This is a genomic window from Saliphagus infecundisoli (assembly GCF_020177375.1).
GTDB lineage: Archaea > Halobacteriota > Halobacteria > Halobacteriales > Natrialbaceae > Saliphagus > Saliphagus infecundisoli.
Genome location: NZ_JAIWHV010000004.1, coordinates 101,927 through 124,453, shown reverse-complemented (window position 1 = coordinate 124,453; position 22,527 = coordinate 101,927). Strand labels below are relative to the sequence as shown.

Genomic DNA, 22,527 nt, shown 5'->3' with positions numbered 1-22,527 from the left:
ATCGCCCGTCACGGTCGAGTCGGCTCAACCGGCATCAGGAGTCGTCGAGGTCCCACGCCTCGTCCTCGATCCGGACGGTCTCTATGCCGTCGCCGTCGCCGACGACTCGAAAATCGAACCCGGCTGGGTCGCGCGCGAACTGGACGTCCGTCCGCATCGCGTCGGCCCGGAACTCCCGGAACTCGGCGGTAGGCGTCTCGCGGTCGTCGGCCGGCTCGAGCCCGAACTCCTCGTAGGCGACCCTGGTCGAGGCCTCGACCAGGTCGTCCTCGCCGTAGAGGTCGACGTCGATTCCCTCCGCGGTCTCGGTCTCCCGAACCTCGAGTCGGTAGGTCTCCATCGGCATGAGTGGGCGATGGCCGTCCCGGTGCAAGGACCCCCCGCTTGCATCTGCTACTACACCGACCGGTAGTCGCCCAGCCGGGTGCCGTCGAGGAGGTAGGCCTCGCCTCCCGCCAGCCCGTTGGGCAGAAAGGGCGAGAGAAACGACTGGTCCGGGAGGTTCGTCCAGGTTCCCCCAGCAAGATCGTTGAACGCCGGGAAGACGACCATCTCGGGGGGCTCTTCGTCCCCGCCGAGCCAGCCGACCGCCTCGTAGCCCGCCCGCTCTTCGAACCCCGCGGGCTCGAGTCGGCCCCGGAGCCAGACGCGCTCGACCCGGCTCCCGCCGACGCTGTCCTCCAGACGGACGCAGGGATGCTCGTGGCCCAGACAGAGAACCTCGCCGGAGAGCGCCGCGGGCGCCGGCCAGGTGTGACCGTGACAGACGCCGACGCCGCCGAGGCGGAATCCCTCGCCCGGTCGGACGTCTACGCCCTCGAGCCAGCCCTCGATCTCGCCGTCGTGATTGCCTTTTACCAGAAGGACGTCGAGGGCCGCTGGCAGGGACTCGAACAGCACCTCGAGCTCGCCGCGTTCGGCACCTCCCGGCCCGCCGATCGAGTGCATCAGGTCCCCGAGGACGACGAGCCGGTCGGGATAGGTTCGGGAGACCAGCGAGAGGAGCCGGTCGCGGCGCTCGCCGGCTCGACTCGGCACCTCGATCCCCCGCTCGGCCCGGAGCCCCGCCTCGATCCCGGCGTGGTAGTCCGCGATCACGAGCGCGCGCTCGCCCCCGAGGTCGGCGACCGCCGCCGGTTCCCCCGGGATCGGCTCGACTCGGCCGTCGTCGACCATCGGCTCAAATGGCCTTCAGCGTCCCGTCCTCGGGCTCGTAACACTGGCCGCTCATCAGCGCCTCGTCGATCGCGGACTCGACCGCCTCCTCGTCGGTACCCGTCTCGCTCGCGACCCGCTCGACCACCGTCTCGCGGTCGGCACCGTCGCCGTCGTCTAACTCCTGCATCGTCTCGACGGCGTACGCCTCGAGATCGACGTCCCCCTCGTCCTCCCCGCCGGCCTCGTCGTCGGTTTCGGTGGCGTCCTCGGGCCCGGCGTCGGCCGACGTCGGCTCGCCGCCAGCATCCGATCTGCTGGTGTCCGTCGCGTCCGAGAACCCCTCGCTCCCGGAGTCGAAGTCCCCTAGGGACTCCTCCTCGGTCGCCGCCCCAGCGCCCGGCTCTGTCCCTTCCTCGCGCTCCTCCGGCTCGGGGGCCTCGATGGCGGCCTCTCCGGGCTCTTCGACGTCGGATCCGGTCGTGAACTCGGCGCCGAACTCGTCTTCGATCTCTTCGCGCTCCTCGTCGTCCATCTCGTACATCCCGGCCTCTCCCTCGACGTTCTCCTCGAGGTCGGCGGCCGCTTCTGTTCCGTTTTCGCCGGCCTCACTGTCGGCTTCGGTACCGGCTCCGCTCTCGGCCTTCGGTTCCGGCTCCTTGTCGGCCGGCTCGGAACTCGAGTCGGCGGCCGCGGATTCCTCGGAGACGGGGTCCGGTTTCTCACCGGCGGCCGGCTCGGGATCGTCCGCCGGTTCGGCCTCCTCGCGGTCCTCGGGCTCCGTGGTTGCGGTTTCCGGCGCGGACTCCGTGTTCTCCATCGCGGTCTCCTCGTCTCCGCCTTCGGGTTCGACGTTTTCGGTATCCGTTTCGGCCGCACTCGTCTCCGTGGGCGCTTCCGCGTCGGTCGCATCCGGCTCCCCGGACTCGTCCGTCTCCGTCGGCTCGCCCGCGGTCGTCGGTTCCGAAGAGGCCAGGTCAGAGTCGGCGACTGCGGCCGGCTCCCCGTCGAACTCCCGGGCGAGATCCGCGTACGCGATATCAGTCTCTCCCTCGCCGCTTGGTGCGATATCGAACGGCGGGACCTCCTCCAAGTCGCCGGCGATCACCCGGACTGCGTCGGTCGCCAGTTCCGAGAGTGCCCCCAGGTAGTCTGGGGTCGTCCCGTAGTGGGCGAGCGCGAGGGCGGTCCCGCTAGCGAGGCCCCTCTCGATGCCCCGATCGGCGAGCAGGGTCGCGAGCTCGTCGTCGCGGGCCTCCTCGGTCGCAGCCGCAGCGATGGTTCCGATCCGGTCGTCGGTCCGCTCGGCGGTCGTCACCACCCACCGGTCGCGGGTGTCGGCGTCGACGACGGCGATCGACTCCGGGCGGACCGAGGTGTAGATCCGGTCGCCGTCGTCCGGCTCGAACGTGCGGGCCTTCCCGGTGACGGCGACGAACTCGGGGGGGTCGGCGCTCTCGAGGAAGGCCAGGGCCTCGGGCTGGTACTGGCCGGCGTAGACGACGAACGCGCCCGTCGGGTCGACGACGCGGGCGCGGACCATCTCCTCGTTCACTCGACTGACTTCAGTCAGGGTGCCGACGACGAACAGCCGGTTGATCCGTGCGCCCGTCGGCGTGATCACGTAGTTGGGCGCCCGGTCGTCGTCGCTTTCGGTATGCGAGAGGGTGGCGTCGTCGTACTCTGCCGCGAAGATCCGGTAGGCGACCTCGCGGCCGACGGGCTCGTCCTCGCCGCTCATGCTTCGATCCCCTCCAGGTAGGCCGTCGCACGCGCCTCGGGGTCGTCGTCGCTTCCCGAAAACTCGCTGACGTCCAGGTTGGCGCCGTACTCGTCGACCGAGAGGTGGCCCCGAACGCGGTACTCGCGGCCAACGATCCGCTCTGCGATCCGGTCGGCGACGACCTCCTGGTCCATCGCCTCCCGGGCCTCCTCGCGGGCGTCCTCGATGTCGCCGCCATAGATTTCGGCGGTGAGGTCGTGGCCCAGGATCGCGGTGACGGTCCCGGTGCCGTCGTCGACGATCGCCTTCGTCCGGAGGTCGTCTACGCCCTCGACGTCGCCGTGGCTCCGGCACTGCCCGCGCTGGACGACCCGGTTACACTCCGGACAGCGCTGGATGAGCCCGGAGCCGTCCCGAACCGCCAGGAGATTGCCGACCAGGGCGACGTCGTAGACGCCGCCGGAGTCGACTGCCTCCCGGACCGACATCGTCGGCGCGTCGCTGCCGACGTCGACCTCCCGATCCATGAGAGTGACCGTCGAGTACTCCGAGACGTTGACCTCGGGCACGCCGCGGAACTCCCGAACGTAGGCGTTCTCGATCCTGACCGAACTCCCCTCCTCGATCGCAGGGTCTGGGTCCCAGTTCGTGAAGGGAAGGCGGCCGCTCTCGTCGCCGAACACTCCGCTGAGTATCTCGGTCTCGCCGTCGCGGCCGTCGATCGTCCGCCGTTCGCACTCGACGACGCTCACCTCGACGGTCACCGCCCGGTCGCCCGTCGCGAGGTCCGCGAGGTCGGCCTCGCCGCCGACCTCGTAGGGCACTTCGAGGGGGTCGTCCTCGAAGGCGACCGAGGTGCTCTCGCCCAGATTGAGTTCGGGTTGGCCGTTCCACTCGCGGACGCCGGCGTTGCCGGCGGTGATCGTGTCGCCGGGAGAGAGCCCGAAGTCCTCCCAGGCGGTGTAGTCGATGACGCCGGTCCCGTCGGCCAGTCTCCCCTCGACGATGACGTGATCGGAGCCCTGATAGCGGATCGAGCGCTCGCCCGCCGTGAGTACCCGGCCGGTGACCGTCACCGCGCTGACGTCGGTCGTGATCGAGCCGACGTCGGTGGCCGTAGGACCGCCACCGCCGGCAGAGCCGTCGCCGTACTTCCGGCGGAGGCTCCCCTTGGCCTCGTCGATCGGCACGCTGTACTCCACGAGATTCCGCAGGTCCTCTAAGACCTCCTCGTTGTCGACACCGAGGTCGGAGGCAAGATCCTCGGCATGGGATTCGAGATCCATCACTTGCCCTTCGAGCGGGGAGTTAAAAAGCGTTCCCGCAGGAGGGCGAAAGTGAAGTCGGCGCCGAGAGGGGCCGAGAGCTGCGCTATCTTCAAGGACCGCCGGCACGAGGGGAAGTCATGGAACGGGTCGGCGCGGCGCTTGGCGGACTCGCAGCCGTCGCCGCCGTCTTCGGCGGGATCGTCGTCATCCGGGTCCTGACCCGGGCGCTGTACGCGGCGGTCTGGTTCGCCGAGACCGTCGCGGTCTTCGCCTTTGCCTGTTTGCTCGGCTATCTCGTGTATCGAATCCTGCTCGGGACGAGCGACGACCCGCGGCGCAGATAGCGGGCGATAGCCGCCCGCGCTACCGGCTCCGGCGGTCTGGAACGGCGAACAGCCCGCCGAGCCAGCCGGCCAGCGCCAGCATGACGGCTCCGGCCGTCCCGGCGATGGCGACGGGTTCTCGCTGTGTGGTCCCGAGAAACACGCTCGCGGCGACCGCAAGCGAGAGGGTTCCCACGACGGCGAGGGCACCCGCCGCACCGAGTCGCAGGCTCGAGACCTCCCGCCCTCGAGCCAGCCGACGGATCCCGGCGGCGGCCGCCGCGGCGACCACCCCCAGCCCGACCAGGTAAAGGGCGAACGAGATCCGGTAGACGGGCGCGGCGCCGAAGCCCACCTCGAGGACGTCGAACCCGACGACCACGAGGTAGGCGGGGAGCTGAAGCGGCGCGGCCTGGCTGGCGGCGCCGAGGCCGTAGAGGGCGGCCAGAATCACGGTCGCGACGAGTGCGTCCCGGGCGAACGGGTGCCGGGAATATGCCATACGAAAGATCATATTTCTATCATTATAAGCGTACCGGCAGCGGGGGGTGTCGGGTCGGGGATGACGCGGTGGCTTCTTTGTGCCCGCCGACGGACGCCCGTCATGCACGTCGTCGTCAACGCCGCGATGAGCGCCGACGGGAAGCTCTCGACGGTCCGGCGCGAGCAGGTGGCGATCAGCGGCCCCGAGGACTTCGCGCGCGTCGATCGCCTCCGGGCGGGAAGCGACGCCGTCGTCGTCGGCGTCGGCACCGTGCTCGCCGACGATCCCCACCTCACGGTGAAGGACGCGGATCTCCTCGAGGAACGGATCGCGGCCGGCAAACCCGCCCAGCCCGCCCGCGTGGTCGCCGACTCGCAGCTCCGGACGCCGACCGACGCCCGGATCGTCGACGACGCCGCGTCGACGTACCTCCTGACCACCGAGGCCGCGGGCGCCGAACGGCGGGCCGCCTATCCCGAGAGCGTCGAGTTCGTCACCGCAGGAGAGGAGCGGGTCGATCTCCTGCGGGCGTTCGCGGCCTTAGCTGAGGCGGGCATCGAGGACGTGATGGTCGAGGGCGGCGGCGAGTTGATCTTCTCGCTCGCGGAATCGGGTCTGGTGGACGAGCTCCGGACCTTCGTCGGCCCCCAGCTGATCGGCGGCCGCGACGCGCCGACGCTCGCGGACGGCGAGGGTTTTCTCACCGAGTTCCCGTCGCTGTCACTCGAGGACGTCGAGCGCCTCGATGGCGGCGTACTCCTCTCGTGGACGGTTGAGCAGTAGCACGACAGGGTTCACAACGGTTATCGGCCCGACGGTCGATCCCGCAATATGAGCTCCGAGGCCGACGGACTCCGCGAGACCGCGCGGAGTTACTTCGCGGAGTACGACCCCGGACCGGCCCACGACTGGCACCACGTCGAGCGCGTCGAGGCCCTCGCGGATCGGCTCGCGGCGGGGCAGGAGGCCGACGGCCGGAAGATCGACGAGCGGGTCCTCCACGCCGCTGTTCTCCTCCACGACATCGGACGGGGCCGGGAGGAGGCGGGAGAGATCGAGGATCACGCAGCATGGGGCGCGAGCGAAGCACGGGACGTTCTCGGCGAGCGCGAGGGATTCGACGCGGAGCGCACCGAGGCCGTCGCCCACGCGATCCGCGCTCACCGCTACTCGAACGACGTCGAACCCGAGACCGTGGAAGCGCGGCTGCTCTCGGACGCCGACAACCTCGATGCCCTCGGCGCGATCGGGATCGCCCGCGTCTTCGCCTACGGCGGCGAGACGGGAACGCCGATCCACGACCCCGACCGCCCCGTCGAGGCCGACGACTCCCCGGCAGGCGAGACGGGGACGAACCACCTTCGGAAGAAGATCCTCGCGCTCCCCGAGCGGATGTACACCGACCGCGGCCGGGATGTAGCCGAGCAGCGCCGGGCGTTCGTCGAGGACTTCCTAGAACGGCTCGAGGCGGAGGCGACCGGCGACCGGTAGGCGGGGGCGATAGGTCTTTCCGCGAACGGACCGTATCGGATGCCATGGAACGAGCGACGTTCGGCGGCGGCTGTTTCTGGTGTACCGAGGCGGCGTTCGAGGAGATCGAGGGCGTCGAGAGCGTCACGTCGGGGTACGCCGGCGGCCACACCGACGACCCCACCTACCGCGAGGTCTGTGCCGGCAACACGGGTCACGCCGAGGTCATCCAGATCGAGTACGATCCCGACGCGATCAGCTACGAGGAGCTACTCGAGGTCTTTTTCACCGTTCACGATCCGACCCAGCTGAACCGCCAGGGCCCCGACGTCGGCAGCCAGTACCGCTCGATAATCCTCGCCCATGACGACCGCCAGCTCGAGCTCGCCAACTCGTACGTCGAAGCCCTCGAAGAAGAGGGCGGCTACGACGATGAAGTCGTCACCGACGTTGAGCACCTCGAGACGTTCTATCGCGCCGAAGAGAAACATCAGGACTACTTCGATAAGAACCCCACCGACGCCTACTGCTCGATGCACGCCCAGCCGAAAGTGGAGAAGGTCAGAGAGAAGTTCGCCGAGAAGGTCCGCCGGGGGGCAGAAGCCGGCGACTGATCGACTCGCCGGAACCGGGAGAGACGACTCGGTTTCGCCGTCCCCGACGAACTACTCGCCTCGTGCCGGGGCGACTTTCGGCATCTCACGGACGTAATCGTCCGCCTCGAGCCGGTCAAGCAGACACCTGGCGACGTCGGCTCGGTCTACCGCCTCGAAGCCGAGTTTCGGGTCGCCGATCCGGTAGTCGCCGTCGGGGTCGCCCTCGCCGAGTCGGGGCACCCGAAGGATCGTCCACTCGAGATCCGTCGCTCGGACCCGGCGGGCGTGTTCGGCGGCGTCCTCGAGGGCGTTGCGGGCGAGGAGCTTCAACAGCACGCCCATCACCCGTCCGCCCAGTGAGATCGATTCTCCCTCCTCGCGGACGCCGGCCCCGACGAGGGTCACCAGGCGGGTGACGCCCTCCTCGGCCATCGCCTCGACGATGTGGTCGCCGGCGACCGCGAGCAGGTCGTCGGGCGAGCCCTCCCCTTGGCCGAGGACGCTCGCGACCGCGTCCGCGCCCCGCACTGCCTCGGCGACGCCCTCGCCGGTGTAGGCGTCCCCTTCGACGACGGTCAACCGATCGTGCTCGAAGCGAAGCTTCCCGGGGGAACGGGCGTGGGCGACGACCTCGTGTCCGCGCTCGATCGCCTGCTCGCAGAACGGGCGTCCCGTACGGCCGGTCGAACCGAAGACGGCGATTCGCATACCCCGCGTTCGGGCGCTGTTCGCTTATACGTTCGATTCCGACTCCTCGAAGCAACGGCCGAGATCCGAGAAGGCTCACCCGATCGCGGTGCTCTCGGAGTCGGGTTCCCCGATGATCCGTTGTACCGACGGGATTGCTCGAACGCCGGCAGTACGACGAGGTCCCCCGCAGGTCGATTCGAAAGCCTCTTTGAACCGACCGCGACAGGACTCCGCGTGAACGACGACCGGGCCCAGTTCTGGGCGCTGTATCTCACCCGCTTCGCCGAGGGCTTCGGCTTCATCGCCCTCGTCACGCTATTGCCGTACTACATCAACGAACTCGACCCCTCGGGGACCACGGTGCTCGGAGTCTCGATCAGCGCGGGGCTGATCATCGGGATGTACACGACCGGGTTCACCATCGCCCAGACGGTCGCCGTGGTCCCGCTGGCGTGGGCCGGCGACCGCTTCGACAAGCGGACCGTCCTGCTCGCCGTCGTCGGCCTCGGCGCGGTCGTCTACGGCCTCTTCCCGCTCGTGGACTCGAGTGCCTCGCTGATCCTGATCCGTGCCCTCCAGGGGGTCGCCGTCACCGGCGCGGGACTGATGACGCTCTCGCTCGTGGGTCAGATCGCCGAGAGGGGCACCCGCGCGAACTACATCGGGAAGGCCAACGCCGCGAGCTTCTCGGCATCGATCTTCGGCAGTCTGGGCGCAGGAGGGATGTACGGCGCCTTCGGCTTCGGGCCGATATTCGGGATCATCGTCGCGATCGTCGTCGTCGCCTGGCTGGCCTGCCTGGGATACCTGGAGGAAGACGAGACCCGGATCGAGGGCTTTCCGTTCACGGGACTCGCCTTGAACCGGAGGATTCTCACGCTCTCGACCTTCCGCTTTCAGTACGCCTTCTCGGTTACGCTTGTTCGCAACTGGGTCCCGATCTTCGCCGGCGTGACCGCCGCCCAGGGTGGGCTCGGCTACACCACTAGCGGGCTCGCGGTCGCACTGACGGTCACCGCGGAGAAGTTCACGAACATGCTGTGCCAGCCGTTCACGGGACGGCTCTCCGACGGCTACGGCCGCGCGCTGTTCGTCTTCGCTGGCGGGGGCGCCTACGGCTTGGTCGCCCTCGCCGTACCCTTTGCACCAGCGGTCGGCGCCGAACTCGGCCTCCCCGCCTCCTACCCACTGTTCGGCGATCTCTCCGCTGCCTTCCTCCCGCTGGTCACGCTCTCCGGGTTACTGGGAGTCGCCGACAGCTTCCGCGAGCCCGCAAGCATGGCGCTGTTCGCTGACGAGGGGACCTCGGAGGGCGGCGTCGCCTCGAGCTTCGGCATCCGCGAACTCGTCTGGCGCCCGGGGAGCGTGATCGCTCCGCTGCTCGGCGGCTGGCTCATGGTCGAGGTCAGCATGGCCTCGGTGTTCTACGTCGGCGGCGCGTTCGCGCTGGCCGGCGTCGGGACGTTCCTCCTCGTCCTGATCCACTTTCACGGCGCGCAGGCGCTGACCCGGTGGTAGCCGTCTCGAACCGGCGTCTCAGTTCGAGCCCGCGTCCGTGAGCCGCTCGACCTCCTCGTCCGACAGCGAGATCTCGGTGGCTTCGAGGTTCGATTCGAGGTGGTCGACGCTCGAGGTCCCCGGGATCGGGAGGATCACGTCCGAGCGCTCGAGGAGCCAGGCGAGCGCGATCTGGCGGGTCGTCGCGTCGTGGTCGTCGGCGACCTTCTCTACGGCATCGACTCCGTCGATGTCGTCGCCGTTGATCGGCGCCCACGGGATGAAGCCGATGCCGTACTCCTCGCAAGCCTCCAGAACGTCGGATTCCTCGCGGTCGCCGACGTTGTACCGGTTCTGGACGGTCGCGACCTCGACGTGGTCGCGGGCGGTCTCCAACTGTTCGACGCTGACGTTCGAGAGCCCCACCTCGCTTACGAGCCCCTCGTCTTTGAGTTCCCCAAAGGTGGTCACCGACTCCTCGAAGTCGGTGTCGGGGTCGGGTCGGTGGAACTGGTAGAGGTCGATCGTGTCGGTCCGGAGCCGGTCAAGCGAGCACAGCACCTGGTTGCGGATGTAGTCGGGGTCGCCGTGGGGGAGCCAGTCGCCCTCACGATTTCGGAGCAATCCGGCCTTGGTGGCGACGAGGACGTCCTCGTCGTCGCCGATGGCCTCGCCGATCAGACGCTCGCTGACGCCGGGGCCGTAGGAGTCGGCCGTGTCGATCAGGTCGACGCCGGCCTCGACGGCGTGCTCGACGACCTCGCGGGCCGCGTCCTCGTCGTCGGGCGCGCCGATGATGTCTTCGCCGGTGAGTCGCATCGCGCCGAATCCCAGGCGGTCGACGGTACGGTCGCCGATATCGAAGGTCCGATCTGTCATCACCTGCCGTAACCCCGGCGCGGGGAAAACGGTTGGCCAGGCGGCAGGGCCGTCCGCGTCCGGCGGGAGCCGTCGAGCCGAACGTTGATGGCCCGCCGGCGCCAGGCTCCGCCCATGACCTGGCGATTCGTCGGCGCGAACTTCGACCAGATGCACATGAACACGAATCTCGAGTGGCTCGCCGACCACCCCGACTGCGAGGTCGTCGCTCTCTGCGACGAGGAACCGGAAACCTCGACGGGATCTTTCGAGCGGGCGGTTTCCGACCTCGACCTCCCCGACGATCGGGTCTACGACGACCTCGATCGCTGTCTCGAGGCGAGCGCGCCCGACGTCGTGGTCGGCTGTCCACGAAACTCCTTACACGCCGAGTTCGTCGAACGGGTCGCCGCTTACGACGTCGGGGTCGCGATCGAGAAGCCCCTCGCGCACAGTCTGGAGGATGCAGACCGAATGCTCGAGGCGATGGCCGACGACCTCTTCGTGGTCAACTGGCCCGTCGCCTGGGACCCGGTGAAACACGAGGTCAAACGGCTCGTCGAGGAGGGGACGATCGGCGAGATCATCGAGGTCCAGTACTACGGCGGGAACGCCGGCGCCCCACCCGAGGGAAGCTGGTTCTACGATCCCGACGCCGGCGGGGGGTCGATGGCGGACTACCTCGGCTACGGCGCGACGTTCTCGACGTGGTTCCGGGGCGGCGAACTGCCGGAAGCGGTCTATGCCGACGCCTACGTCCCCGAGGACCTCGCGGTCGACGTCCAGAGCTCGACGAGCTGCCGGTACGAGGAGGGACTCTCGACGCTCCAGACGACCTGGCGGCTGCTCACGAACCCCTGGGAGATCCAGCCCCAGCCGGCGAAGGGCTACGAGCTCGTCGGCAGCGAGGGCACGATCAGTACGCGCGAGCGCGGGGTTCCGATCCGGGTCACCACCGAGGAGCGCCCGGAGGGGTATGCCGTCGAGCCCGCGCCCCTCGAGGCGCGATACGAGACCCTCGCGACCTATCTCGTCCACTGCCTCGAAACCGATTCGGAGCCACAGGGGCCGGCCGACCCCGCCTTCTGCCGGGAGGCCCAGCGGATCGTCGAGACCGCCCGCCGGAGCGTCGAGCGGGGCGAGCGGCTCGCGCTTGCCGAGTAGGTAGACAGTGTCCGACGACCGAACCGGTGGGCGTAAGCGACCTTGTGTGTGCAAGAGACACCGTTTCCCCCGGCTCGTCCGTAGGCGGACACATGTCCGATTCCCGTGATGATCCGACGGAGACGACGACCGAGAGCCGGGAGCAGGCCGCCGAGGAGAGCGCCTGGATGGTCCAGAACTCGATCCGGATCGGAGTGTTCTCGATTCTCCTGGTGGTGGTCTTCACCCTCGGACTCATGCAGGCGACCGGACTGGTCGACGTGCTCGCGCCGATCGCCGACAGCGAAACCGGCCAGTGGATCGCCTTCGGCGTCCTCGCGGCGGCCGCCGCCGCCCTCGGCGTCTGGGCCTGGGGCTCCTCCAGGGAGAATCGCGGGTCGTAGCGGACCGAGCGTCGATACCGTTTTGCGTTCCCCGTCCGAACCCCCCTCCATGCGGGGCTACCTCGAGTCCGACACCGCCTTCTACGTCGCCGTCGGCGGCTTCATCACGGCGCTGTTCGTCCTCGGACTCGGAACCTTTGCCGTCACCAACCCCGAGAGCCTCCGCGGAACCGAGATCGTCGGCTTCGTCGCCGGCTTCGGGCTGTTCATGGCGGTCTACTTCATCTCGATCCTCGTCCACCGCCTCGAGGACGGGTTCGACGTCGAGTGACCGACGATCCCGAAGGGTTTCGTTGATCGCCCCCCGAGGGGTGATATGACCGATCGCGAGCCGGTCGTCCGCCGAGAGAGCGAGGTCGAGTACGAGGGCGTCGATGCCGCCGCCGGGCTCCGGAAGGGCGTGCTCGTGGACGAAACGGACGGCGCACCGACGTTCGCGCTCCGGCGCTTCACGCTCGAGGCGGGCGCCGAGGTCCCGAAACACACGAACGAGGTCGAACACGAACAGTACGTCCTCGACGGCGAGTACGTCGTCGGGATCGAGGGCGACGAACACGAGGTGAGCGCGGGCGACTCGCTCCTGATCCCCGCCGGGGCCGTCCACTGGTACCGAAACGAGGGCGACGAGCAGGGCGCGTTCCTCTGTGCGGTGCCAAACGGTAACGACGAGATCGAGCTGGTCGAGTGAGTCGGCCGGGATCGACCGGCGGCCGAGACGTCGCGGCTGCCCGTCTCGCGTGTGATCCGTTGGAACGGGACGTGGAGAGTCCGAACCGCTGAAATACCGCCGGATCATAGGAACGGGCGTGTCGAAGCAGGTCCAGCGCGTCGAGACCCTGTTCTGTCACTGGATCGGTGGCGACTACCTCGTCGTCGCCATCCGTGACGGAAAGCGGCTGTTCCGGGCGAAGCTCGGGCTCTCGGAGACCTCCGCGGGTCCGCGCCCGACGAAGTTCCGGCTCAAGGACGGCTCGAGCGAGGAGCCCCGCCAGCCCGACGAGTTCGTCGAGATCGCCCGACGAGCCGACCGGATCCGGATCTCCGAGCAGACCCCGCCCGAGGCGCGGACGGACCTCCAGGAGATGTTTACGGGCTACCAGCTCGAGGCGACGGCCGTCCGGACCTGTCGGTACTGTGCGAGCGAGGGAAAGTATTCGCCGGTGACGACCGAGACGGCGATCAGGGACGACGACGACTGGATCTGTCGGGACTGTGCGAGACGGGAGTTGGAGCGAGAGCTCTCGTATGCGGGCAACGTGACGAGTGCGGCGAAGGATCGACTGGAGGAGCTGATGGACGAGGTCCAGGACCTAGAGCGGATCGTCAACCTCCTCCAGGGCGACCTCGACCCCGATCTCACGAAGTTCGATACCATCAGTGCGACGACCGAGGACGTCGATCCCGTCGGCGTCGAGTCGCTCGATCTCGAGCCCGAACTCCAGAAGCTTCTGGAGGGGCGGTTCGATACCCTGCTTCCGGTCCAGAGCCTCGCGGTCGAGAACGGCCTGTTCGAGGGAGAAGACCAGCTGGTCGTGAGCGCAACCGCGACCGGGAAGACCCTCGTCGGGGAACTCGCGGGGATCGACCGCGTCCTGCGGGGCGACGGAAAGCTGCTCTTTCTCGTGCCCCTGGTCGCGCTGGCCAACCAGACCTACGAGGACTTCGAGGACGAGTACGGCCACCTCGTGGACGTCACCCTCCGGGTCGGCGCCTCCCGGATCAACGACGACGGCAACCGGTTCGACCCCGGCGCAGACGTCATCGTGGGCACCTACGAGGGGATCGACCACGCCCTGCGGACGGGCAAGGACCTGGGCGACGTCGGGACCGTCGTCATCGACGAGGTCCACACCCTAAAGGAGGACGAACGGGGCCATCGCCTCGACGGACTCATCTCGCGGCTGAAGTACTACTGCGAGCAGCGGGCGGCGCGCGCCGAGGGCTACGGCGGTGCCCAGTGGATCTCCCTCTCGGCGACCGTCGGCAACCCGAAGCAACTCGCTGGAGCTCTGGAGGCCACCCTCATCGAGTTCGAGGAACGCCCGGTCCCCATCGAGCGCCACGTCACCTTCGCCGACGGCCAGGAGAAGGTGCGCGTCGAGAACAAACTCGTCAGACGCGAGTTCGACACCGAGTCCTCGAAGGGGTATCGCGGACAGACGATTATCTTTACCAACTCGCGGCGGCGCTGTCACGAGATCAGCCGGAAGCTCGAGTATGACGCGGCGCCGTACCACGCCGGGCTGGACTACAAGCGCCGCAAGACCGTCGAGCGGAAGTTCGGCGACCAGGAACTCGCGGCGGTCGTCACGACCGCGGCGCTGGCGGCGGGAGTCGACTTCCCGGCCTCGCAGGTGGTCTTCGACTCGCTGGCGATGGGCATCGAGTGGCTCTCGGTCCAGGAGTTCCACCAGATGCTCGGGCGAGCCGGTCGCCCGGACTATCACGACGAGGGCAAGGTGTACGTCCTCGTCGAACCCGACTGCTCGTATCACAACTCGATGGAGATGACCGAGGACGAGGTCGCCTTCAAACTCCTCAAGGGGGAGATGGAGTCGGTGATGACCCACTACGACGAGGCCGCCGCCATCGAGGAGACCCTGGCGAACGTCACGGTCGGGGGGAAGGCCACGAAACGGCTCAACGACCGGATGCTCGGCTCCGTGCCGACCAAACACGCCCTCGGAAAGCTCATCGAATACGGGTTCATCGAGGGGCTCGAGCCGACGCCGTTGGGCCGGGTCGTGACCGAACACTTCCTCTCGCCCTCGGAGAGCTTCGTCCTGCTCGACGGCATCCGGAAGGGATCCCACCCCTACGACCTCGTCGCCGACATCGAACTCCGCGAGGAGTACGAGTAGGTCGGCTCAGGGAACGAACGCGACCCCGAACGCCGAGAGCAGGAGTACGAGGACGGCGCCGGGGAACCCGCCGAGGGCGACGACGACGAGCGCGACCGGCGTCACCGCGACCGAGACGCCGAACACGGCCTGGGCGACGAGGATCGTCAGGAGTCCGACGACCGCGTTGACGATGAACGGTTTGACCGCCCGGATGATCGTTGCCGCACCGAGAAAGAAGGCGAGAACGAGCACCAACAGGCCGATCTCGAGGCCGGTAACCATATCCGAGATAGCGACGAGGCGGGCAAATGCGTTCGGGTTTCCCGGCCGGAGCGAAACGCTTTACCTACCGACGCGCGAACCCCGTGTACGGGACCGTGGGTTAGTCTGGTATACTTCGGGCCTTGGGTGCCCGTGACCGCGGTTCAAATCCGCGCGGTCCCACTGATTCTGCGACGAACGAACGTGAGGAGCGAATCAGTCACGACCCGCGGATTTGAATCAGGGACCAGTCTGCTGCGACCGTGGTTCAATATCCGCGCGGTCCCACGTACTCGCCGCAAGCAACTCCGCGAACGGCAAGTACGTGTCGAGCGCGGATTTGAGGGACCGAGGTTCCGCGAGCAAAGCGAACGGTTGTCGGACGTAGTTCAAGATCCGCGCGGTCTCCTCTCGCCGCGAGCACGTCCGCGACGAGTGGACGAGTCTAGTTCACCTCGTTGTGCATCTCCTCGATGACCGCCTCGAGGTCGGCCGTACCGCCGCCGGGCTGGTCGGTAAAGGAGAACTCGCCCTTACCGTCGGGGGACTCGCCCTGGGTCCAGGGCATCTCGGGGTCCTCGCGGTCGTCGCGGTGGGTGGACATGAACGCGTAGTTGAACTCCTGGTTTTCCTCCTCCTGGGGGAAGCTTCCGGGGATCGGCATGTGGTCCTCGAAGGCCTCCTCGAGGACGACCCGCCACTGGTTCTGGTGCATGGTGTCGCGGGCGATCAGGTAGGAAAGCATGTCCTTCATCCCGGGGTCGTCGGTCATCTCCCAGAGCCGCGAGGCGAGCAGCCGTCCGGTGGATTCGGCCATCACGTTCGCCTGCATGTCGGCCGCCAGGTTCCCGCTCGCGACGACGCAGTTGCCGTCGAAGGGGACGCCGTTGCTGTCGACGGGCATCGCGTGGAGTCCCGCCGAGAGGGCCTGTCTGGGCTGGCCGCTGTCCATCATCGCCGCGATGACGGGGTCCTCGCGTGCGCGCTCGCGGTCCGCCTCGGGGGCACCCTGGAGGTTCTTCGAGACGGCGGTCGCGAGCATCTCGATGTGGCCCAGCTCCTCGGCCGCGGTCTCCATCAACATCGTCCGGTACTCCCCTTTGTCCGCGGGGACGGCGAACGCCTGGAACATGTACTGGAGGGCGACGCGCATCTCGCCTTCGGCGCCGCCGATGGCCTGCTGGAGCAGCTTCGCGAACTCGGGGTCCGGTTCCTCGACGGTGACGTCGTACTGCAGTTCGTCGCTGTGATGGAACATCGTTGGTCTCTCCACTCCTATTCACCGGAGTGACACGAGTAGCCACCGTGCTTGCCAGCGAAGAGCCTATATTCGACCCCCCTCGAAAACGCCGATAAGGGGGTTCTACCCACCGTCTCACGGTTCCAAGGAGTGAGGAACGCGGAACGGGTGCCGTCGGTGAAACACCTCCGGCGACGGTTCAGGGCCCGTGGGCCTCCTCGCCGATGATGACGGTGTTCTCGACGAGGCTCCGGTGGGCCCGCCGGAGGCGTTCGGACAGCGCCTGGTGGGAGATGTCGAACTCGGCGGCGAGGTCCTCGAGATCGGCGTCCCGCGGGATCTCGTAGTACCCCCGCTCGTAGGCCGCCACCAGCACGTCCTGCTGGCCGTCGGTGAGGTCGAACCGGCCCTGGCGGCCGTCGTCGAGGCTGTAGATCGTCCGAATCTCGAGTCCGATCTCCTTCTCCCGGCAGTAGCTGTGGGTCCGCGAGACGGCCTCCCGCGTCGGAAAGAGCAGCCTGAGGCTCCACCCCTCGGCGTCGGCGCGTGCCGAGAGGACGGTCCCGTTCTCCTCGACCAGAATCCGGACGAGGGCGTCGATCCGGGCGACCCACTCCATCCGGTAGAGGCGCTCGGTGCCGAGGTCGGTGACGAGGGAGACCTCGTCTACGGTATCGTCCTCCTCGAAGACCTCGTCGAGCCCCTCCAGATCCGGCGCCTCGACCCAGAGAAACGGCATCACGCGGGCCTCGTCGTCGGCGACCAGCCGTTCGACCTCGCACTCGAGCCCCTCGATCGCCGTCAACGTGTGTTCGAGAGAGAGGTCCTCGAGTGCGAGCCCCACCTCGACGATCGTTCCGCTCATACGGGCGAGTGGAGACGGGGGAACTTCATCCTGCCGGCAAGTGCCGGGCGCGTCCCACACTACCGACTATACGTTCGTGAAGGTTCTGGGCGATACGGGATGCCGAGAACCTTCACGTAGTTACAGCCAGCAGTATCAGTCGACGCCGCCGACCCCGCTTGCGGCGTCGGGAAGGTCCGCGGGTTCGGCCTCGATCCCGAGCTCCTCGAGGGCGGCTTCCAGGTGCTCGTCCTTCGCGTAGTCGGCGCCGGCGTCCTCGCGGATGCGCTGGGTGGTCGCGAGCACCTCCCCGCGGCGGTCGTCGGGGATGGCGAACTTGTCGGTCGAGAGTTCGATCACGAGGCCGTTGTTGTCCTGGGTGTACAGCGACTGGAAGATCCCGCGGTCGAAGACGTTGTAGCCGTGGCCGGCCTCCTCTAAGGCCTCCATTACCGTGCGAAAGTCCTCGGGGGCAAACGAGAAGGCGAGGTGGTGGACCGCGCCGACGCCGCCGCGCTGGGGCCCCTGGTTCGACGGCCGATCGTCGCTCACGAAGAAGGTGATGATCCGGCCGTCGCCGGTGTCGAAGAAGAGGTGGGTCTGGGAGGGGTCGTCCAGGTTGGGCTGGCGGAGCACCAGGGGCATCCCCAGGAGGTCCCGATAGAACGCGATCGTGTCCTCGGCGTTCGATCCCCAGATGGTGACGTGGTCGGTGCCGGTCGTCCGGAACGGGCTGTCGGGCGCATCGCTCGTGACGGGTTCGTCTGCCATACCCGACGTAGGTCCGCGGGGCGGATATAGCTACCCCGTCGGAGTTCACTTCGAGAAGACGCTGTCGGCGGTCGCCGCGCCGACGACGCTGAAGACGGAGCCCACGCTCACCGCCTTGGCCGACGTCGCCAGTACGCTCTCGCCGGTCTCCGCCGGATCGAGGAACGTCCAGGGGGCGTCGAACAGCAGCGCGAGGATGATCACCGAGCCAAAGGAGACGCCCATGAGCGAGACGAACCTGAGCGGCACGCCGCTGACCTCCCGTTCGACGGTCGGGTCACGGCGCGAATCAGCGGTGTACAGCGTGGCGTAGCCGATGGCGAACACGATACCGACCGTCGCGGCCCCCTGCAACGAACTCATGCTCGCCGCGAGCACCCAGACCTCCTCGGTGACGACGAACGGCCCGGCGAGCAGGAACCCGCCAACGACCTGCTGGGCCGTGTCGGCGAGTCGAAAGCTCGGGGGGCGGCGGGGATGGGGAACCCTCATGCCTGTCGATATCGGCTCCGGGCAAAGAAGCAACCGATAGCTGATTCCCGCGGGCTCCCGATCCACGGGCTACCGAGAGACCGGTCCCGCGGGCTAACCGCCCTCACCACACCACGCTCGCTCCGATGGGGTGGGTCTCATCGGTCCCGAAAGCCCGCAACGAAGGCTTTTCGTCCGTGGTGTGGTAGGAACGCCATGCCGGGAACGCAGTCGGCGGTTTCCCTGACCGACGTCTCCAAGACCTACTACCGGGGCGAACCGGTCTACGCCCTGGACGGGGTCAGCCTCGAGATTCCCCGTGGTTCGTACACCGCCATCATGGGGCCCAGCGGCACCGGGAAGTCGACGCTGATGAACCTCGTCGGCTGTCTCGACACCCCGACGTCGGGACGGGTGAGCATCGACGGACGGGACGCCGGCGGGCTCTCGGACCGGGAACGCACCCGTCTCCGGGGGAGCGAGATCGGGTTCGTCTTCCAGACGTTCAACCTCATGCCCCGGCTGACCGCCCTGGAGAACGTTCGCCTGCCCCAGCTGTTTCAGGACGTACCACGGGGAGAACGCACGGACCGGGCGCGAACCCTGCTCGAGCGGGTCGGGCTCGCAGACCGGACGGAACACTTCCCGAACGAGCTCTCGGGCGGGCAACGCCAGCGGGTCGCGCTGGCTCGAGCGCTGGTGAACGACCCCGCCATCGTGCTCGCCGACGAACCGTCGGGCAACCTCGATACCGAGACCGAAGCCGAGGTACTCGATCTCTTCTCCGAGTTCCACGAGGCCGGCACGACCCTCGTCGTGGTCACCCACGAGCGCCACGTCGCGGAACGAGCCGACCGGATCGTCCACCTCCTCGACGGCGCCATCGAGCGCATCGAACGGCTCGACGCATCCGATTCGACCGACGGGGACCGGGATCGAAGTTCGGGGGCGGCGCCATGATGGTCCGCGAGAGCCTGCGGCTGTCCTGGCGTGCGATCACCGGACACAAGCTCCGCTCGGCCCTGACCATCGTGGGCATCGTCATCGGCATCGCAGCAGTGATCACATTCGTCACGCTCGGGGCGAGCCTCCAGGCGGGGATCATCGGGGACATCAGCCCGGACGACCAGCGCAGCCTCTACGGCTGGGCCGCGGACCCCGACGTCGAGGGCGGACCGGGAGCCGGCGCCCAGCCGATCTTCAGCGATAGCGATCTGGCGGCCGTCGCCGACCTCGAGGAGGTCGACGCCGCCTACGGCTACGCCCCGGTGGGGACCCGCTCGATCGCGTCCGGCGACCAGCGGCTCCCCCAGGGCGACGGCGTCATCGCGACCGGGCCGTCGTACGTTCGCGAGAGCACGCTCGCCGACGGACGCCAGTTCGAGACGGGGGCGCGCGAGGCGGTGCTCAACCCGGCCGCCGCGGGCCAGTTCGAGGAGAACGTCAGCGTCGGCGACGAACTCACGATAACGCTCCTCGGGGGAGGCCAAACCGACGTCGAGGTGGTCGGCATCACCGACAGCTCCGAGGGACTGAGCCCCTTCGAGGGGTTCGAGAACTCGCCGCGGGTGTACGTTCCCACGGACCCCTTCTACGCCGAACAGGTCGGAACGGAGGGCCAGGACACCGGTGACGGCGGGCTTCGGTTCGCCGCGATCGTGATCGAAGCACCCTCCGCCGACGACGGCGCCGTCGACGACGCTCGATCCGCGGCCGAAGCCTACTTCGAAAGCGACGACTCCGACGCCGGCGAGTTCCTGGGCGAGGATCTCGCGGTTTCCCTGGAGACGAGCACGGAACTGCTCCAGCAGCTCCAGGACGTCCTCGAGATCTTCCAGAGCTTCATCGTCGGGATCGCCGCCATCTCGCTGGTCGTCGCCTCGATCGGCATCGCGAACATCATGCTCGTCTCGGTGACAGAACGAACCCGCGAGATCGGCATCATGAAGGCCGTCGGGGCACAGAAACGGGACGTCCTTGGCTTGTTCCTGCTCGAGGCGGTCGTCCTGGGCCTCATCGGGGCCGTTCTGGGGACGGTTCTCGGACTCGTCGTCGGCTATCTCGGGGCCCAGTACATCGATCTCCCCGTCGTCTATCCCCTCGAGTACGTCGTTCTCGCCGTCGCCGTCGGGATCGTCGTCGGGATCGGGTCCGGGTTGTATCCGGCGTGGCGGGCCGCTCGAACGGACCCGATCGAGGCGCTTCGGTACGAGTAACTCGTCGAATCCGCTCTCGTCTTCCCCTTCTCGAAGCTATCGGGACCGCTCGAACACCTGGGGGACGAGCGACGGTCACGACCGGTCGTCCAGCAGATCGAGAAGGGTCTCCATCCCGATCGCACGGAGGTTGTTCTTCTCCGCGGGAAGATCGGCCCGGAGCGCGTCGCGCGTCCACCAGCGGGCGTCTGCCGCGTCGCTTCCCGCCTCGACGGTTCCGGCGGTCTCCGAGCGGAGAACCGCGTAGTTGACCGCGACGTCGCTCTCGCCGCCGTCGAACTCGAGGAAGCCGACGTTCACCGGCGTCAACGCTTCGGGGGCGGCTTCGAGCCCGGTTTCCTCCTCGAGTTCGCGGACGGCGGCCTCGCGCGGGGGTTCGCCGGCGTCGATGTAGCCGCCGGGAGTCGCCCATGCGCCGACGTCCCCCGCGGCGCCGCGCTCGATGAGGAGGACCCGGTCGGTGTCGACGACGGCCGTTCGGGCCATCACCCCCGAGTTGTGATAGGCCGTCGTCCGACAGTTCGCACAGTGGGGTCGTGGCCCGTCCTCGGTCGATTGCGTCTCGAGGGAGTCGCCACACTGCGGACAGAACTCGGGTTCGTCGGTGTGAAACGCCCAGACCATGGTCGGATCTTTCCGGGTTTCCGGAAAAGGATACCGACGGGACGAGTGCCTCGAAGATGGTCGGCGAGGGGTATCGAAGCGAGTGCGGGTCGGACCGGACGTGCTCAGAGGTCGGTCGGACAGACATCGTCGTCCGTGTCACTGGGCTGCCCGCTCTCGTCGCTCGAATACGGTTCGGTCGGTTCCTCCTCGCTCGAATCCGACTCCGGGGGATCGGACGGGATCGATTCGCCGTCCTCGACGCAGTAGACGCCGTCGTTCGAGCCGTCGATGACGGTCTCCTCGGTGACCCGGACGTGCGAGCAGGTGAGCGGGGCGCCCCCGGAGCCGCGAGCCCACAGCGGATATCCTCGGGGAACGTCGTGGAGGATCTCGGTGTCGGCGATCGTCGTCCGGCCGGCATCCGGCGAGATGACGATCCCGCTGTTGGGCCGGTCGCCGCTGATCTCGACGCGCGTTCCCTCGATCCGCGTGCCCGTAGAGCTGTTGAGGACCGCGATCGCGTGGCTGTTGGGCATCGGGGAGGTGATACGAACCGTCGCGTCCCGGATCGTGACGTTCCCGTTGCCGACCTGGATCCCCCGCTGGGAGACGTCCTGGGGACGGGTCTCGTCGACCTCGACGGTCACGGACCGGACTTCGCTGTCGGTCCCGCCGATCCGGAGCGAGACCGGGTTGCTGTTGCTGTAGTGGCCGCCCTCGACGACGATCCGACCCGGGCTGGTGGACGCGTACAGCCCGTGGTTCGGGAAGCCGCCGATCACGCAATCCTTGAATCGGAGAGTTCCTTCCGTCTGGTTCGCGAGCATTCCGTCCGGTCCGCGGGTCTCGCGTAGCCCGCCGGGTTCGGTGTGTGGCGTCTCGTCGATCCAGGCGCCGCCGTCGGGAGCGCGGACGTTCTCGACGAGGCCGGTCCCGTCGGAACCGAGTACGTTCGCCAGGAACGGCCCGAACGTGCCGCTGTCGTGGACGCCACGGACGCGGACGTCGGCGATGTCGAGGCGGTCGACGGCGTAGGCCTCGACGACCCGGATCCCCGTCTCGGGGGCGGTCTGGTCGACCTCGAACCCCTCGAACCTGATCCGACGGCCCGGGGTACTTGAGGTGCCGAGCCGGAAGAGCCGGTACTGGGGACCGTCGAACTCGTAGTAGGTCGCCGGGACGAGCGTTGCGTCCTCGCCGACGACGCCGACGTTCTCGAACCCGGTATACCGGAACTGGCTGTCCATGTAGTAGCGCCCGGGCGGGAAGTAAAGCAGCGTGTCGTCGCCCCGGACCGACTCGAGGACGGGCGTGATCGACTCGGTGCCCGTATCGTCGGCTCCCTCCTCGACCATGTCGATGACCGTTCCGTACTCGTCGGCTCGAGGAACCGCCGCCGCGGTCCTCGACACCACCGCGGGGAGTCCGGCCGCCGCGAGGCCGCCGATGGCCGCACGTCCGAGGAAGGTTCGCCGCGAGACGGGGGTTCGTTCCGGTCCGGTACTCGTAGACCGGTCGGATCCGCTCTCGGGGTCGTCGGTGCTGCTCTCCGAAGGGTCAGGTGTGGATCGCATAACGCGACTCCGACACCGGTCCGGCCGTATATTGCTAATCAGGCCCTGGAACGTGAGGAAATCAACACTACTCGGGAGGGGAGACATACG

Annotated in this window: 26 protein-coding genes and 1 tRNA gene; 13 read left to right on the top strand and 14 right to left on the bottom strand. The window is 68.1% G+C overall.

Translation table 11 applies throughout. The features are described 5' to 3' along the window. Positions 1–34: 34 nt before the first annotated feature. The 4 genes from LCF40_RS08830 to LCF40_RS08815 are packed head-to-tail and all read right to left on the bottom strand — an operon-like array spanning position 35 to position 4,164. Entirely contained in the window at positions 35–346 is a 312-nt protein-coding gene (locus LCF40_RS08830) for a hypothetical protein (RefSeq protein ID WP_224828177.1), read from the bottom strand. Positions 347–396: 50 nt separating this feature from the next. Then, positions 397–1,176 carry a metallophosphoesterase gene (locus tag LCF40_RS08825; RefSeq protein WP_224828176.1) on the bottom strand — a complete coding sequence of 260 codons (780 nt, stop codon included), beginning with the start codon at positions 1,174–1,176 and terminating at the stop codon, positions 397–399. Between the two features lie 4 nt (positions 1,177–1,180). Continuing rightward, positions 1,181–2,896 carry a hypothetical protein gene (locus tag LCF40_RS08820; protein WP_224828175.1) on the bottom strand — a complete coding sequence of 572 codons (1,716 nt, stop codon included), beginning with the start codon at positions 2,894–2,896 and terminating at the stop codon, positions 1,181–1,183. Next, a complete protein-coding gene (locus tag LCF40_RS08815) occupies positions 2,893–4,164 on the bottom strand; it encodes a Single-stranded DNA binding protein (protein ID WP_224828174.1) in 1,272 nt (423 codons plus the stop codon). Before LCF40_RS08815 ends, LCF40_RS08820 begins: the two co-directional genes overlap by 4 nt. Before the next feature lie 119 nt (positions 4,165–4,283). Here LCF40_RS08815 and LCF40_RS08810 point away from each other — a divergent pair, with 119 nt between their 5' ends. Beyond that, complete coding sequence (locus LCF40_RS08810) at positions 4,284–4,490, top strand: hypothetical protein (protein WP_114576552.1); 207 nt, start codon at positions 4,284–4,286, stop codon at positions 4,488–4,490. 19 nt (positions 4,491–4,509) lie between these two features. Here the strand turns inward: LCF40_RS08810 and LCF40_RS08805 are convergent, their stop codons facing one another. Beyond that, positions 4,510–4,971 carry a hypothetical protein gene (locus LCF40_RS08805; protein WP_224828173.1) on the bottom strand — a complete coding sequence of 154 codons (462 nt, stop codon included), beginning with the start codon at positions 4,969–4,971 and terminating at the stop codon, positions 4,510–4,512. Positions 4,972–5,073: 102 nt separating this feature from the next. On the opposite strand from LCF40_RS08805, the gene LCF40_RS08800 reads away from it, so the two are divergent. The 3 genes from LCF40_RS08800 to msrA are packed head-to-tail and all read left to right on the top strand — an operon-like array spanning position 5,074 to position 7,037. Then, complete coding sequence (locus tag LCF40_RS08800; protein WP_114576554.1) at positions 5,074–5,736, top strand: 2,5-diamino-6-(ribosylamino)-4(3H)-pyrimidinone 5'-phosphate reductase; 663 nt, start codon at positions 5,074–5,076, stop codon at positions 5,734–5,736. Positions 5,737–5,784: 48 nt separating this feature from the next. Then, positions 5,785–6,444 carry an HD domain-containing protein gene (locus LCF40_RS08795; protein ID WP_224828172.1) on the top strand — a complete coding sequence of 220 codons (660 nt, stop codon included), beginning with the start codon at positions 5,785–5,787 and terminating at the stop codon, positions 6,442–6,444. A 44-nt stretch (positions 6,445–6,488) separates the two neighbouring features. After that, positions 6,489–7,037: a peptide-methionine (S)-S-oxide reductase MsrA gene (gene msrA / locus LCF40_RS08790; RefSeq protein ID WP_114576556.1), complete on the top strand. Its 549-nt coding sequence runs from the start codon at positions 6,489–6,491 to the stop codon at positions 7,035–7,037. Positions 7,038–7,088: 51 nt separating this feature from the next. On the opposite strand, the gene LCF40_RS08785 is transcribed toward msrA, so the two are convergent. After that, entirely contained in the window at positions 7,089–7,727 is a 639-nt protein-coding gene (locus LCF40_RS08785) for an NAD(P)-dependent oxidoreductase (RefSeq protein ID WP_114576557.1), read from the bottom strand. Between the two features lie 216 nt (positions 7,728–7,943). On the opposite strand from LCF40_RS08785, the gene LCF40_RS08780 reads away from it, so the two are divergent. Beyond that, complete coding sequence (locus tag LCF40_RS08780; RefSeq protein WP_224828171.1) at positions 7,944–9,227, top strand: MFS transporter; 1,284 nt, start codon at positions 7,944–7,946, stop codon at positions 9,225–9,227. 18 nt (positions 9,228–9,245) lie between these two features. On the opposite strand, the gene LCF40_RS08775 is transcribed toward LCF40_RS08780, so the two are convergent. After that, on the bottom strand, positions 9,246–10,085 hold the full coding sequence (locus LCF40_RS08775) for an aldo/keto reductase (protein ID WP_114576559.1): 840 nt from the start codon (positions 10,083–10,085) through the stop codon (positions 9,246–9,248). A 114-nt stretch (positions 10,086–10,199) separates the two neighbouring features. Between LCF40_RS08775 and LCF40_RS08770 the strand changes: the two genes are divergently transcribed. From LCF40_RS08770 to LCF40_RS08750, 5 genes are all read left to right on the top strand, one after another. Beyond that, positions 10,200–11,228, top strand: coding sequence for a Gfo/Idh/MocA family protein (locus LCF40_RS08770; protein ID WP_224828170.1), 1,029 nt, complete (start codon positions 10,200–10,202; stop codon positions 11,226–11,228). Between the two features lie 92 nt (positions 11,229–11,320). After that, the gene (locus LCF40_RS08765) at positions 11,321–11,611 is read left to right on the top strand and encodes a hypothetical protein (protein WP_114576561.1); all 291 of its coding nucleotides are present in this window, start codon (positions 11,321–11,323) and stop codon (positions 11,609–11,611) included. Positions 11,612–11,660: 49 nt separating this feature from the next. Next, the gene (locus LCF40_RS08760; protein ID WP_114576562.1) at positions 11,661–11,882 is read left to right on the top strand and encodes a hypothetical protein; all 222 of its coding nucleotides are present in this window, start codon (positions 11,661–11,663) and stop codon (positions 11,880–11,882) included. 45 nt (positions 11,883–11,927) lie between these two features. Further along, the gene (locus LCF40_RS08755; protein ID WP_224828169.1) at positions 11,928–12,299 is read left to right on the top strand and encodes a cupin domain-containing protein; all 372 of its coding nucleotides are present in this window, start codon (positions 11,928–11,930) and stop codon (positions 12,297–12,299) included. 118 nt (positions 12,300–12,417) lie between these two features. After that, positions 12,418–14,472: a DEAD/DEAH box helicase gene (locus tag LCF40_RS08750; protein ID WP_224828168.1), complete on the top strand. Its 2,055-nt coding sequence runs from the start codon at positions 12,418–12,420 to the stop codon at positions 14,470–14,472. A gap of 6 nt (positions 14,473–14,478) precedes the next feature. On the opposite strand, the gene LCF40_RS08745 is transcribed toward LCF40_RS08750, so the two are convergent. Continuing rightward, positions 14,479–14,736 (bottom strand): pro-sigmaK processing inhibitor BofA family protein, encoded by a 258-nt coding sequence (locus tag LCF40_RS08745; protein ID WP_114576565.1) that lies wholly within the window; start codon positions 14,734–14,736, stop codon positions 14,479–14,481. An 89-nt stretch (positions 14,737–14,825) separates the two neighbouring features. On the opposite strand from LCF40_RS08745, the gene LCF40_RS08740 reads away from it, so the two are divergent. Further along, positions 14,826–14,898: transfer RNA gene (locus tag LCF40_RS08740), tRNA-Pro, on the top strand. A 262-nt stretch (positions 14,899–15,160) separates the two neighbouring features. Here LCF40_RS08740 and LCF40_RS08735 read toward each other — a convergent pair. The 4 genes from LCF40_RS08735 to LCF40_RS08720 form a co-directional block, all read right to left on the bottom strand. Further along, positions 15,161–15,973 carry a manganese catalase family protein gene (locus LCF40_RS08735; protein WP_114576566.1) on the bottom strand — a complete coding sequence of 271 codons (813 nt, stop codon included), beginning with the start codon at positions 15,971–15,973 and terminating at the stop codon, positions 15,161–15,163. 181 nt (positions 15,974–16,154) lie between these two features. After that, complete coding sequence (locus LCF40_RS08730; protein WP_114576567.1) at positions 16,155–16,820, bottom strand: helix-turn-helix domain-containing protein; 666 nt, start codon at positions 16,818–16,820, stop codon at positions 16,155–16,157. A 135-nt stretch (positions 16,821–16,955) separates the two neighbouring features. Continuing rightward, entirely contained in the window at positions 16,956–17,570 is a 615-nt protein-coding gene (locus tag LCF40_RS08725) for a VOC family protein (RefSeq protein WP_224828167.1), read from the bottom strand. Between the two features lie 45 nt (positions 17,571–17,615). Continuing rightward, positions 17,616–18,062: a DUF2391 family protein gene (locus tag LCF40_RS08720; protein WP_114576569.1), complete on the bottom strand. Its 447-nt coding sequence runs from the start codon at positions 18,060–18,062 to the stop codon at positions 17,616–17,618. 195 nt (positions 18,063–18,257) lie between these two features. On the opposite strand from LCF40_RS08720, the gene LCF40_RS08715 reads away from it, so the two are divergent. Continuing rightward, positions 18,258–19,001 (top strand): ABC transporter ATP-binding protein, encoded by a 744-nt coding sequence (locus LCF40_RS08715; protein ID WP_224828166.1) that lies wholly within the window; start codon positions 18,258–18,260, stop codon positions 18,999–19,001. After that, positions 18,998–20,257 carry an ABC transporter permease gene (locus LCF40_RS08710; RefSeq protein ID WP_224828165.1) on the top strand — a complete coding sequence of 420 codons (1,260 nt, stop codon included), beginning with the start codon at positions 18,998–19,000 and terminating at the stop codon, positions 20,255–20,257. The genes LCF40_RS08715 and LCF40_RS08710 overlap by 4 nt, the downstream gene beginning before the upstream one ends. Before the next feature lie 75 nt (positions 20,258–20,332). Here the strand turns inward: LCF40_RS08710 and LCF40_RS08705 are convergent, their stop codons facing one another. Further along, positions 20,333–20,881: an NUDIX domain-containing protein gene (locus LCF40_RS08705; RefSeq protein WP_224828164.1), complete on the bottom strand. Its 549-nt coding sequence runs from the start codon at positions 20,879–20,881 to the stop codon at positions 20,333–20,335. 104 nt (positions 20,882–20,985) lie between these two features. Beyond that, the gene (locus tag LCF40_RS08700) at positions 20,986–22,437 is read right to left on the bottom strand and encodes a right-handed parallel beta-helix repeat-containing protein (RefSeq protein ID WP_224828163.1); all 1,452 of its coding nucleotides are present in this window, start codon (positions 22,435–22,437) and stop codon (positions 20,986–20,988) included. Between the last annotated feature and the right edge of the window lie 90 nt (positions 22,438–22,527).